The organism is Rhizobium sp. No.120 (assembly GCF_054558365.1).
This window is the reverse complement of the sequence record NZ_BAAJNQ010000001.1, coordinates 1-11,951: the sequence shown is the minus strand read 5'-3', so window position 1 is coordinate 11,951 and position 11,951 is coordinate 1. Positions and strand designations below refer to the sequence as shown.

Genomic DNA, 11,951 nt, shown 5'->3' with positions numbered 1-11,951 from the left:
TTTTTCTTTATGGCAATAAAGCCCGAACATTCAGAACAGAGCAAGCTACATCTGCCACAATGGCTAGATCAGCTTTGCTGTGATATCGGAAAGAAAACCGTGTCAAACGGATGTTACAAAAGAGCGGCACTAGGTCCAATTATAATGAAGGGCCGAATAGAGGGGTTGCCATATGCTGGCCTGGCGCAGTTTTATTGCCGTTCTTGCTGTCGTCTTGGTCGCTCAAACAGATATTGCTCACGCCCAACAGGTGCGCGCAGCCGTTCCCGTCTTTTCTCCGACCGGACCGGATGCAGAAGCTTACGGTGAGAAACTCGGCTATCCCGTCGGCATGCCGCTCAGCGAACAACGCAACATGATCGGCAACTTCACCCACGCCGATCAGCTTGCGCCAACGCACACGATCGCCGCCGCCGAACATCCGTTACAGCTGTTACGCGCCCCGTCCGAGATTTCGGTGAAATTCACATTCGGCGCTGAAACCGCCTCCCTGTCGAAATATCTCGACACCAATCCCACCACGGGATTGCTGATTGCCCGCAACGACACGATCCTGTTTGAACATTATCAATACGGCCGCACGGATCACGATCGCTTCGTCTCGCAATCCCTAGCGAAGACATTGACCGGCATGATGATCGGGATTGCGATTTCCGAGGGCGCAATCCATTCGATCGACGATACAGTTGAGACCTATGTGCCGGAGATGAAAGGCACGGAGATGGGTGTCACGCCGATCCGCGCATTGCTGCACATGGCCTCCGGCATTGCCTTCACCGAAAACTTCGGCAACCCCGACGACAATATTCATCTCAGCAATTCACTGCTTGGCCCGGAAAAGCTCGACCCCATCACAGCCATATCCCGCTTCAACAAGCGGGTCGCGCCTCCCGATACGGTCTGGCACTACAGCAATCTCGATACGGAGGGACTGAGCCTCGTCCTGACCCATGCCACCCATATGAGCATGGCAGACTATCTGCAGACCCGCATCTGGCAACCGATGGGTGCAGAAGCCAGCGCGAACTGGCAGGTCGACAAAACAGGCCAGGAAGTCGGCTACTGCTGCTTCAGCGCGACGCTTCGCGACTATGCGCGCTTCGGCATGCTGCTCGCCCATGACGGCGCCCTGAATGGACGACAGATCATACCACGCCAATGGCTTCTCGATGCCACGGAGCCGGTCAAGCAAGGCTCGTTCCTGGCGGTCAATCACGAAACGAACCCCTGGGGCTATGGCTATCAGACCTGGCTGATGCCCGGCCCGCGCAGAACGTTCTTTCTGGACGGACGAGCCGGCCAGCGCATCCTCGTCGATCCGACAACACATCTGGTTCTCGTTCACACGGCTGTACGTGCAAAGCCAGGCGATACGGGCACTGCCGAGCTTGTCGAGCTCTGGTCCAGCGTGCTCAAGCAGTTTCAGAACAATTGAAGCGATCGTGATTGTGTGAGGCCGCTTTCAAACTGATACGCAAAGGCAGACCTTCAACGGTGACCGCTGGTGAAGTTGTCACCGGCACAAGTTCCCGCTTCCAGCCTCAGCCGAGCAGCGGCTAAATCCTCGCAGATCTATAAAAACTGTGGGGCCCGCCATGAACACCGTCGCCTATGTCACCGTCGATGTCTTCACATCCGAACGCTTTGTCGGCAATCCCCTGGCCGTCATTCCTGATGCGCGTGGCCTCAGCAGCGGCGCCATGCAGAAGATCGCAGCCGAGTTCTGCTATTCGGAAACGACCTTCGTGTTGCCGCCGGAAAATCCGGGGCATACAGCCCGCGTCCGCATCTTCACCCCGACGGCTGAAATTCCCTTCGCCGGCCACCCGAATGTCGGCACCGCCTTCGTTCTCGGCCAGCAGCGGACGATCTTCGGAAAACCCGCAGACGACCGGCTGATCTTCGAAGAGGACGCTGGCCTTGTGGAAGTTACCTTGTTACGCAACGATGATGGAGTGTCGGGCGCAAGCATTCGCGCGCCGGGCCAACTTTCGGTCGGCGAGACGATCGCCGACGAACTGATTGCACGCTGCGTGCAGATTGACCCGCAATCGATCCGCCATACGACCCATGCTCCCACCTTTGCATCTGTCGGCCTACCTTTCGCCTTTGCGGAGCTGGATAGCCTCGAAACGCTTGGCAAGGCATGGCCGAATGCCGCCGTTTTTGCCGAGGCAGCTGCGCAGCACAAGGAAGACAAGACGGGCTTTTCGCTCTTTCTCTACGTACGCTCCGCCGAAAATCCGTGGGCCATCCGCGCCCGCATGTTTGCGCCGCTCGATAATGTAACGGAAGACCCGGCAACCGGTAGCGCCTCCGCTGCGATAGGCGCCTATCTGACTTCCCTGCTACCGGCACAGGACGCGGAAGTAAAAATCACCATTAAGCAGGGCGTGGAAATGGGAAGGCGCAGCATCATCGGCGTCGATGTCAAAAAATCTGGCGGTACGGTAAATGAAGTCTTGCTGTCCGGCAGCAGCGTCTTTGTCATGCGCGGAGAGATCCGGGTCTAGGAAGCGACGCACGCCGCGGCTGAAGCCCGAAAACGGTCCGGAATGCCCTAAAACACCTCGTTGATAACGAGCGCCACCGTCCAGATGGCAAAGGCGAAGAGGGCGATCTTCCAGAAATCAGCCCTGCGCCTCAGGCCTGGCAGCCCCAAAGGCTTGATTATATGCACCGCCATGGCGAGCAGAAGCAGCACCGCTATGGCTTTTGTCACGCTATTTTTCCCCATTTATGCAAGAGTGAGGGCAGCCGCGACCAAAAACCGCTGCATGCCTTTCGCGATCATGCTCTAATCGTCATAGGACGGACATTTTTCCGCGCCAACAGACTGTTTCTACAGGCCGATAGCGGCAATCCGGGACACAATCAATAGCGAATGCAGGCAGGGCGCGATCCTGTCTTTCGGCTCCTAAAACGAGCCGCATGAAGGTGGGGAGCATGAAAAGAAACATATTGCCGGTACTCGCTCTGCTGTTCGGTACGCTGTTCCTGTTTACGGGCAATGGCCTGCACAGCCTGCTGCTGCCCGTGCGCGGCACGGCCGAAGGCTATGCGACGACGACGCTCGGCCTGCTGGGCACGACGTGGGCGACGGGCTTTGTGCTCGGCTGCCTGACGGCGCCCAAACTGGTTAGACGCATCGGCCATGTGCGTGCCTTTTCGGGCTTCATCTCCGTCATCGCCATTATCGCGCTTCTGACCGGCATCATCGTCGACCCCATCTGGTGGGTGGCGCTGCGCGCTGTGACCGGCTTCTGCACAGCCGGCACTTCGATGATCATCGAGAGCTGGCTCAACGAACGCGCCACCAATGAAAGCCGTGGTGCAATCTTCTCGCTCTATATCGGTATTACGCTGATCGGCGCCGTCGCCGGCCAGATGATGGTGCCCTTCGCCGATGTCCATACGCCAATTCTCTTCATGGTGTGCGGCATCTGCTACTGTATCGCCATGCTGCCGACTACGCTGTCGACCGCCGCCTCGCCGCAGCCGCTGAAGGCCGTCAGCCTCGATCTGAAGGCGCTCTACCGCAATTCGCCGGTCGCCTCGATCGGTATCCTGCTCGTCGGCATCGCCAATGGCGCATACGGCACGCTCGGCGCCGTCTTCGGCGCCAAGGCCGGCCTTTCGCAAAGCGATATCGCGCTGATGATGAGCTCGACCATTTTCGCCGGCGCCGTGATGCAGCTGCCGGCGGGCCGCCTTTCCGATCGCATCGACCGCCGCTACGTGCTCGCAGGCATGGCGGCGATCGCAGCCCTCGACGGCCTGCTGCTTTTCCTGTTGAGACCCGGCAGCCCGGCTTTCCTCATCAGCATGGTCGTCATCTATGGCGCCGTCGCCAATACGCTCTATCCGATCGCCGTCGCCCATGCCAACGACTTTGCCGCGCCCGAGGATTTCGTCAAGGTTTCGGGCGGCTTGCTGCTGCTCTACGGTATCGGCACGATCATTGGCCCGACCTTGAGCGGCCCGGTCATGTCCTCCATCGGCCCGTACTCGCTGTTTTTCGTCACCGCCATCGCCCATGTACTGATTACCTCCTATTCGATCTTCCGCAGCCGCATGCGCGCCGCAAAGCCGGCGGGCGATCGCGACGCCTATACGACCATGCCATCGGCCAACGCACAGATGATCACGCCGGAGAGCATGGCGCTGGCGCGCAGCGAGACTTCAAAAAAGGACGATATAACTGTAGATTACGGCACCTGATCCCTCTTGAAGGGAAGGAGGAGCCGAAATGAGCCTATTCGATGATGATCGTCCAAAGCAGCCATCCGCCCACGAGATCGGCAGCGACCTGTCGTTGCTGTCGGTGGACGAGCTGAAAAGCCGCATTGCATTGCTCCAGGGCGAGATAGCCCGGCTGGAAGAGGAGATCGCCACAAAGGCCTCCGGCCGCAAGGCGGCGGATAGTCTTTTCCGCTTCTGAGGCATCGTCCTAAGGTGGCTTGCCGCAGTGCGAAATCTATACGGCTGAGTCCAGAATCAAGGCATGGTCAACTCAATATTAAGCTTTACGACATATTACTATGACCATCCAGATTCGCTCTGGACTCAGACAGTTCCTCCACTTGGCGAATTGGTCTGATTTTTCTCCCTGTTTTACCTTGAGAGCCGCTTTTGCGGCTCTTCTTTTTTGTCCTGTATCACGGACCTCGCCGAAACTGTGGAGATTAACCCTTTCTTAAGAATCGCCTTGCGAATTTCAGTTAAAACAACCATCTTAAAGTCATAAAAGCGGATGCCGAAAGCTCTTAGGGACTTGACCGGCTTTTCCTGAACAAAAGTGTTGCGTGAAGCAGGGATTTATTCAATGTCGGAACTTGGGTTGAACACGATCAGCTTTGCTGGCCATGCCGCATCGTCGGCACAGTTCAGGGCACTGTATTCTGAAGGCATGTCGCTGGTCGAAGAAACCGCCGGCTATCTCGATGGCCAGGGCCGCGCCGCTTCCAAGGTTCTGCCGCGCATGGCCTCCGTACTATACGCCGCCGAATCCATGCGGCTGACGACCCGTCTCATGCAGATGGCCTCCTGGCTGCTTCTCCAGCGCGCCGTCAACAATGGCGAAATGTCGCGCGATCAGGTGCTAGCCGAAAAGAATAAGGTTCGCCTCGACGGCTTCAACGTCGATCGCACCGCTCCGGGCTGGAATGACCTGCCGGAATCCTTCCGCGATCTCGTGGAGCGTTCGCTACGCCTGCAGAACCGCGTCGCTATCCTCGATCGCGAAATCTACCGTCCGACGGAAGCAGCCATCGTTCCGGACAACCAGAACAGCGTCAAGGCACAGCTGACCCTGCTTCAGACCGCATTTGGCGGCAACTGAGCCCTCAATCATCGGCTATGAATTCGAACCGGTCGCGCGCAGCGCGGCCGGTTTTGTTTTGAGCAGCCAACCATCTTATAAAAAAGCCGCGCGCAAAGCTAAGCCCTAAGTAGCAAGCGGGCGAAACTTGACGGATTCCGCGAAACCTCTGTAAAGAAGGGTGCCTGTCTCTCTCAAGAGAGGGGCAAGCCGATATCGAATGTGCGTGGAGGACCCAATGCGCCGACTCACTTCTCACGAAAATCAAATCCGAAATTCTGAGAAGATGATGAACCATGCGCACATTGAATCTGGGCATCCTCGCCCATGTAGACGCGGGCAAGACTAGCCTTACGGAACGCCTCCTTTTCGACACCGGCATAATCGACAAGCTCGGTAGCGTCGATGCCGGCAACACGCAGACCGATAGTCTCGAACTCGAAAGACAACGCGGTATCACCATTGCCGCCGCGGTGGTCTCGTTTACCATCGGCGACGTAGCGGTGAACCTCATCGATACGCCAGGCCATCCGGACTTCATTGCCGAGATCGAACGGGTGCTGCAGCTACTTGATGCAGCCGTGGTCGTCGTATCGGCGGTCGAGGGCGTGCAATCGCAGACCCGCGTGCTCGTCAGAGCATTGCGCCGCCTCGGCATCCCTTTCATCTTCTTCATCAACAAGGTCGACCGCCTCGGCGCGCGCTACGATGAGGTACTTGAGGATATCGCAACCCAACTGGCGGTCCGCCCCATCGCCATGTCGATCGTCCATGACGCCGGCAGCAGGCTGGCCACGGTGGAAACCGCAGACGTCGGAAGCGATCCGCATTTCTCGCGCCTTTGCGAGGCCCTTTCGGTCAACGACGAGTTCTTGCTGGAAGATTATGTTCTGGCTCCCGAGCGCCTGACACGACGGAGGCTGGAGCAAGCCCTTGTCGATCAAGTGGCGAAGTCTCTGATTCATCCGGCATTCGCCGGCGCGGCGACGCGGGGCCTCGGCATCCCTACCCTGATTTCGGCGGTCCAGACTTTGCTGCCCAGCCGTCAGCCGAACCATGACGGTCCGGTTTCCGGGACGATCTTCAAGTTCGAACGCGGATGGGGTGGCGAGAAGCTCGCCTATCTCTATCTGGCGTCTGGCACGGTCGGCCTTCGCGACGATATCGAAACCGCGAACGGCCCGGCGAAGATCAGCAGCCTCCAGCTCTTCCGGGATGGCAAGGCGGAGAAAGTCGCGCAGATCAGCGCCGGACAGATCGCCAAGGTCGGCGGTCTTACGAACGCCCGTATCGGCGATTGGATCGGCACCGAAAGCCCGCCAGCCACGCTTCACCACTTCGCGCCGCCGACCTTGGAAACCCGCATTCGCGCCATGCGCCCGTCTGAAACCGCAGCGCTCTGGCTGGCTCTGGGGCAACTCGCTGAGCAGGATCCGCTCATCAACCTGCGTACCAATGAGGAAACCGGCGACATATATATTTCGCTCTATGGCGAAGTGCAGAAGGAGGTCATTCAGGCAACGCTTTCGACCGAGTTCGGCCTCGACATCGCCTTCGAGGAAAGCACCGTCATCTGTGTCGAAGGGCTGGCTGGATCGGGAAGCGCGGTTGAGCACATATTCAAGGAGCCCAATCCGTTTCTCGCAACCGTCGGATTGTGCGTCGAGCCACGGCCGGAAGGCAGCGGAAACAGCTTTGCCCTGGAGGTGGATGTCGGCCAGATGCCCGCAAGCTTCTATCGGGCGGTCGAGGAAGCTACGTTCGAAACGTTGAAGGAAGGTTTTTTCGGCTGGCAGATCGTCGACTGCCACGTCGCCATGACGGCGGCACGGCAAAGTTCGCCGGCGAGTACGGCGGTCGACTTCCGCAAGCTGACGCCGCTGGTGCTCGCATCCGCGCTTTCCTCCGCACAGACGATCTTATGCGAGCCTATCGAGCATTTTCACGTCGAGATACCGGCAACGGCGTTGGCTGGCGTCCACAGCCTGCTCGCGAAATCCGGCGCATCGATGAGAAGATCGCTGATCGACGATGGTATCGCACGACTGGAGGGGACGGTGGCATCATCAATGATCCACATGATCCAAAGGCAATTGCCGGGATTGTCGGGCGGAGCCGGCGTCCTGGAGCACGCCTTCGACCACTATGTGCCCCTATCGGGTTCGCACCGTGTACGGGAGCGCACAGCGGCAAATCCGTTCGACCGTGCCGATTACCTGCGGCGTGTGCGATGAGGGTGCGAGCACTGCATCAACGCAAAAAAGCCCGGCAAAACCGGGCTCTTTTCAAGCGGCAAATCGCAATGCGATTAGATGCCGAGACCGCCGAAGCGCTTGTTGAACTTCGAAACGCGGCCGGCACGGTCCATCATCTGCTGGTTGCCGCCGGTCCAAGCCGGATGGGACTTGGAGTCGATTTCGAGGTTCATGACAGCGCCTTCAGAACCCCAGGTCGAGCGGGTTTCATATTCGGTGCCGTCGGTCATAACCACCTTGATGGTGTGGTAGTCGGGATGGATGTTGGCCTTCATAACAATCTTCCTGTCATGCCAGGGTCCATTTGTCGCAAGGCATTGCGGCAACCGAACCGATTGAATAAATGAAGCCGCAGTCCGTTAAAGGCCACGGCTTCCAATTAAGATGGCGTGCCTATACATGAAGGCAGCGGCGATAACAAGGGGCGAAAACGTCGAGTCCCTTGCTGATATGGTGATTGGAGACGACTTGTCAGAGACTGGCCAGGCTGAGGAAAAGAAAAACCGTTCGATCCGTCCTCTCGGACGACTGGCGCCATACCTCAGGCGATATCGGGGCATGGTGGCAGGCGCGATCATATCGCTCGTCATCGCCGCCGTTACCTCGCTCGCCTTGCCGGTCGCCGTCCGCCGCATGATCGATCACGGCTTCGATCAGGCCGATCGCGGTCTGATCGACAGCTACTTCGTAGCGATCATGATCATGGCCCTGTTGCTCGCGGCTGCAAGCGCGCTGCGTTATTACTTCGTCATCTCCATCGGCGAGCGCATCGTCTCCGATATGCGCCGCGAGATCTTCGACCACGTGACGCGGCTGTCGCCCTCCTTCTTCGACGTTAATCAATCCGGCGAGATCGTCTCGCGGCTGACGGCTGATACGACGCAGATCAAGTCTGCGGTCGGTGCAACAGCTTCCGTTGCGCTGCGCAACCTGATCCTCTGTCTCGGCGCCGTCATCATGATGATCGTCACCAGTCCGAAGCTCTCGAGCATCGTGCTGATCGCGATCCCGATCATCGTCCTGCCGCTTGTCAGTTTCGGCCGTTCCGTGCGCAAGCGCTCGCGGGCCGCACAGGAGACGCTGGCGCAGGCATCCGCTTATGCCAACGAGACCATCGCGGCCAACCGCACCATTCAGGCCTATAATGGTGAAGACGCCGCGGCGCAGCGCTATGGCAGCGCCGTCGAGGATGCTTATCAGGCGGCGCGCGCCGCGATCAAATCCCGCTCGCTGCTGACGGGCTTTGCCATTGCCATGGTCTTCGGCAGCATCGTCGCGGTTCTCTGGGTCGGTGCGCAGAACGTGCTTGCTGGCACCATGTCGGCCGGCACGCTTGGCCAGTTCCTCCTCTATTCCGTCATCGCCGGCTCTTCCCTGGGCTCGCTGTCGGAAGTCTGGGGCGAGCTGTCGCAAGCTGCAGGCGCTGCCGATCGCCTGGGCGAACTGCTTGCCGAAGTGTCCCCCATCGCCGCCCCCGCCAATCCCCTGCCCTTGCCGCAACCACCGCAGGGTCGCGTGGAATTTTCCGACGTCCACTTCTCCTACCCGTCACGACCGAACAGATCGGCGCTGCATGGGCTCTCCTTCTCCGTGAAGCCGGGTGAGACAGTCGCGATCGTCGGCGCGTCGGGTGCCGGCAAGAGCACGATCTTTTCGCTGCTGCTGCGCTTTTACGATCCGCAGAAGGGTCGTGTGTCCATAGATGGCATCGATGCGCGCGACGTTCTGCCGGATGCCCTGCGTGAGCGCATCGCCATTGTCCCTCAGGACACCACCATCTTCGCAGCCTCCATTCATGACAACATCGCCTTCGGCCGCCCTGGCGCCTCGCGCGACGAAGTGCGCGCCGCCGCCATCGCCGCGCAGGCGGACGAATTCATTTCGCGTCTTGAAATGGGCTATGAGACACAGGTCGGTGAACGCGGTGTCACCCTTTCAGGCGGCCAGCGTCAGCGCGTCGCCATTGCCCGCGCCATTCTGAAGAACGCGCCGATCCTGCTGCTCGATGAGGCGACTTCCGCTCTCGATGCCGAGAGCGAGACGCTCGTTCAGAAGGCCCTGGAGGGATTGATGGAGGCACGCACCACCCTTGTCATCGCCCATCGCCTGGCGACCGTCTTGAAGGCCGACCGCATTCTGGTGCTGGATCAGGGCCGTATCGTCGAGGAAGGCACGCACCAGAGCCTGATCCGCCACGGTGGCATCTATGCCAAGCTTGCGCGCCTGCAGTTTGACGCCGGCATCGAGGATTACATGCTGATCGCGAAATAGCGGGCAAGTCGTCTCAAATACAACCTTGTGGAAATAGTTTCAAAGTTGAGCTAGATTTTCAGCGTTATCCCGCGCTGACGCGATTCTAGGAGACGAGAACCATGTATAAATTTGAAGTCTACAAGGACAAGGCCGGCGAATTTCGCTTCCGCTTCAAGGCCTCGAACGGCGAAACCATGTTCGGTTCGGAAGGCTATAAGGCGAAGGCCTCGGCCCTGCATGCCATCGAATCGATCAAGGCTCACGTCGGCGGCGCCGTTATCGACGACCAGACCACCGCCACCGCATAATTCTCGCGTCACGCACTCGCTGCAAAACCATTAACGGCCGGCTGCCCTTCGGGCATGCCGGTCGTTTTGATTTTTCTGCGGCGAATTTCAAAAAATCTTTCCGCAAATGTCGAATTCACGCTGGCTAGCGGCTCATTCTATCGAAGCGGCAGGACGCCGTTTTGCCAGCGGTGTTGTATAGTCCGGCATTCAGCTTTGCAGGCTACACCGCCCGGCCATCGCCAAACTGCAAATGGGAGATCTATCTCATGCAATATGCTTTGATCATTCGTGAATCAGCCGAGGATTTTGGGCGTCGTGCCGATCCGACCTATAAGAACGGTTGGATCGCCTACACGCAGGCGCTTGTCCAGGCCGGCATCATGACGGGAGGCGCGGGACTAACCGCGCCAGAGACAGCAACGGTGGTCCGTCGCCAGGGCGAGGACCATGAGGTAAAGGACGGTCCCTTCCCTGAAGGTAAGGAGCAGCTTGGCGGCTTCTACCTGATCGATGTGCCGGATCTCGATGCCGCGTTGGAATGGGCGCTGCGCGTCCCGATCTCCCAGCAGGGTTCGGTCGAGATACGGCCCCGATTGCAGATGTAGCCATCATGGCATTGGATGCCGGACGCGCCGCCGAGCAAACGGCGCGTCAGTCCTATGGCAAGCTGATTGCTTTTCTCGCCGCACGCTTCCGCGACGTGCCGGCGGCCGAGGATGCTTTGTCCGATGCGATCGCGGCAGCTCTGAGTACTTGGCCGGAACGCGGCATTCCCGACAATCCGGAAGCCTGGCTGCTGGTTGCGGCCAAGCGTAACCTCCTGCGCCGGGTCAGGCACGAGAACGTCAGGGCCGGTGCGCGCGACAGGATCATGATGGCCTTCGAAGAAGCGGAGGAACGCATGAACGCCGACAATTCCACCTTTCCGGATGAGCGCCTGAAGCTCCTCTTCGTCTGCGCCCATCCGGCTTTGGATCGCTCGGCTCATACCCCGCTGATGCTACAATCCGTCCTGGCCGTCGATGCCGCAACCATAGCCAAGGCCTTCCTCGTTTCTCCGCAAGCCATGAGCCAGCGGCTGGTACGGGCAAAAATCAAGATTCGTGACGCACATATTCCCTTCATCGTTCCGGAGCGGCCCGCACTGCCGGAACGATTGGAAAGCGTGCTCTCGGCGATATATGCCGCCTATGGCCTCGGTTGGGACGGTGTCGACGGAGAGATCGGCAAGCAAAGATCCCTAGCGGATGAGGCTATCTGGCTGGGCCGCACGCTGCTTGCGACCCTGCCCGAGGAGCCGGAGGCAGCAGGCTTGTTGTCGCTGATGCTCTACAGCCAATCCCGTCAGGTGGCCCGGCGCGACGCGAATGGACGATATGTCCCTCTCGACGAGCAGGACATGGCACTTTGGGACGATGAAATGATCGCGGAAGCCGACAATCTGTTGCGAAAGGCTGGCACATTCGGGCGTTTCGGCGCGTTCCAGTGCCAGGCTGCGATCCAATCCGTGCATGCCGACCGGCGACGCTCCGGCATCACTGACTGGACCGCTCTTGCCAAGCTCTATGAAGCGCTCGTGATCATGAAGCCGACGGCCGGCGCGCGCGTCAGCCACGCGGCCGTCGTGGGCAAAGTGGAAGGTCCAACTACCGGGTTGGCTCTCCTTGACCGGATAGCCGAGCGCGAAATCGTCGACTATCAGCCTTACTGGGCCGTGCGCGCCCACCTGCTGACCGAAGCGGGAGATGCGGAAAGCGCCTCCCACGCATATCGCACCGCAATCGGCCTCAGTGACAGCGGAGCCGTCCGGCAATTCCTGCAGGCACGCCTCGA

General features: G+C 59.3%; 12 protein-coding genes. 10 read left to right on the top strand and 2 right to left on the bottom strand.

Annotated elements, in window-relative coordinates:
- Positions 1 to 172: 172 nt before the first annotated feature.
- Positions 173 to 1,435, top strand: coding sequence for a serine hydrolase domain-containing protein (locus ACYJRZ_RS00060; protein ID WP_459455009.1), 1,263 nt, complete (start codon positions 173 to 175; stop codon positions 1,433 to 1,435).
- 160 nt (positions 1,436 to 1,595) lie between these two features.
- Positions 1,596 to 2,513, top strand: coding sequence for a PhzF family phenazine biosynthesis protein (locus tag ACYJRZ_RS00055; protein WP_459455008.1), 918 nt, complete (start codon positions 1,596 to 1,598; stop codon positions 2,511 to 2,513).
- A gap of 47 nt (positions 2,514 to 2,560) precedes the next feature.
- Here ACYJRZ_RS00055 and ACYJRZ_RS00050 read toward each other — a convergent pair whose 3' ends face one another.
- Positions 2,561 to 2,722: a hypothetical protein gene (locus ACYJRZ_RS00050; protein WP_015341025.1), complete on the bottom strand. Its 162-nt coding sequence runs from the start codon at positions 2,720 to 2,722 to the stop codon at positions 2,561 to 2,563.
- Between the two features lie 224 nt (positions 2,723 to 2,946).
- On the opposite strand from ACYJRZ_RS00050, the gene ACYJRZ_RS00045 reads away from it, so the two are divergent.
- The 4 genes from ACYJRZ_RS00045 to ACYJRZ_RS00030 all read left to right on the top strand — a co-directional run bounded on the left by ACYJRZ_RS00045 (position 2,947) and on the right by ACYJRZ_RS00030 (position 7,554).
- On the top strand, positions 2,947 to 4,221 hold the full coding sequence (locus ACYJRZ_RS00045; protein WP_459455007.1) for an MFS transporter: 1,275 nt from the start codon (positions 2,947 to 2,949) through the stop codon (positions 4,219 to 4,221).
- Positions 4,222 to 4,249: 28 nt separating this feature from the next.
- Complete coding sequence (locus ACYJRZ_RS00040) at positions 4,250 to 4,441, top strand: DUF1192 domain-containing protein (protein ID WP_459455006.1); 192 nt, start codon at positions 4,250 to 4,252, stop codon at positions 4,439 to 4,441.
- 384 nt (positions 4,442 to 4,825) lie between these two features.
- Complete coding sequence (rcdA, locus tag ACYJRZ_RS00035) at positions 4,826 to 5,341, top strand: protease adaptor protein RcdA (RefSeq protein ID WP_069611865.1); 516 nt, start codon at positions 4,826 to 4,828, stop codon at positions 5,339 to 5,341.
- Positions 5,342 to 5,616: 275 nt separating this feature from the next.
- Positions 5,617 to 7,554, top strand: coding sequence for a GTP-binding protein (locus ACYJRZ_RS00030; RefSeq protein WP_459455005.1), 1,938 nt, complete (start codon positions 5,617 to 5,619; stop codon positions 7,552 to 7,554).
- Positions 7,555 to 7,628: 74 nt separating this feature from the next.
- On the opposite strand, the gene rpmE is transcribed toward ACYJRZ_RS00030, so the two are convergent.
- Positions 7,629 to 7,850, bottom strand: a complete 222-nt coding sequence (rpmE, locus tag ACYJRZ_RS00025) for a 50S ribosomal protein L31 (protein WP_034503571.1) — start codon at positions 7,848 to 7,850, stop codon at positions 7,629 to 7,631.
- A 175-nt stretch (positions 7,851 to 8,025) separates the two neighbouring features.
- Between rpmE and ACYJRZ_RS00020 the strand changes: the two genes are divergently transcribed.
- The 4 genes from ACYJRZ_RS00020 to ACYJRZ_RS00005 all read left to right on the top strand — a co-directional run.
- Positions 8,026 to 9,846, top strand: coding sequence for an ABC transporter transmembrane domain-containing protein (locus ACYJRZ_RS00020; RefSeq protein ID WP_459456874.1), 1,821 nt, complete (start codon positions 8,026 to 8,028; stop codon positions 9,844 to 9,846).
- 101 nt (positions 9,847 to 9,947) lie between these two features.
- On the top strand, positions 9,948 to 10,136 hold the full coding sequence (locus ACYJRZ_RS00015; protein WP_015341032.1) for a YegP family protein: 189 nt from the start codon (positions 9,948 to 9,950) through the stop codon (positions 10,134 to 10,136).
- A 248-nt stretch (positions 10,137 to 10,384) separates the two neighbouring features.
- Positions 10,385 to 10,723, top strand: a complete 339-nt coding sequence (locus tag ACYJRZ_RS00010) for a YciI family protein (protein ID WP_112335089.1) — start codon at positions 10,385 to 10,387, stop codon at positions 10,721 to 10,723.
- Positions 10,724 to 10,728: 5 nt separating this feature from the next.
- The coding region (locus ACYJRZ_RS00005; protein ID WP_459455004.1) for an RNA polymerase sigma factor at positions 10,729 to 11,951 on the top strand (1,223 nt) is incomplete at its 3' end.

What these genes read in the sequence shown, in the direction of transcription:
- ACYJRZ_RS00060 (WP_459455009.1), top strand. Translation starts at nt 173, where the DNA reads ATGCTGGCCTGGCGCAGTTTTATTGCCGTTCTTGCTGTCGTCTTGGTC.
- ACYJRZ_RS00055 (WP_459455008.1), top strand. Translation starts at nt 1,596, where the DNA reads ATGAACACCGTCGCCTATGTCACCGTCGATGTCTTCACATCCGAACGC.
- ACYJRZ_RS00045 (WP_459455007.1), top strand. Translation starts at nt 2,947, where the DNA reads ATGAAAAGAAACATATTGCCGGTACTCGCTCTGCTGTTCGGTACGCTG.
- ACYJRZ_RS00040 (WP_459455006.1), top strand. Translation starts at nt 4,250, where the DNA reads ATGAGCCTATTCGATGATGATCGTCCAAAGCAGCCATCCGCCCACGAG.
- rcdA (WP_069611865.1), top strand. Translation starts at nt 4,826, where the DNA reads ATGTCGGAACTTGGGTTGAACACGATCAGCTTTGCTGGCCATGCCGCA.
- ACYJRZ_RS00030 (WP_459455005.1), top strand. Translation starts at nt 5,617, where the DNA reads ATGCGCACATTGAATCTGGGCATCCTCGCCCATGTAGACGCGGGCAAG.
- rpmE (WP_034503571.1), bottom strand. Translation starts at nt 7,850, where the DNA reads ATGAAGGCCAACATCCATCCCGACTACCACACCATCAAGGTGGTTATG.
- ACYJRZ_RS00020 (WP_459456874.1), top strand. Translation starts at nt 8,026, where the DNA reads ATGGTGATTGGAGACGACTTGTCAGAGACTGGCCAGGCTGAGGAAAAG.
- ACYJRZ_RS00015 (WP_015341032.1), top strand. Translation starts at nt 9,948, where the DNA reads ATGTATAAATTTGAAGTCTACAAGGACAAGGCCGGCGAATTTCGCTTC.
- ACYJRZ_RS00010 (WP_112335089.1), top strand. Translation starts at nt 10,385, where the DNA reads ATGCAATATGCTTTGATCATTCGTGAATCAGCCGAGGATTTTGGGCGT.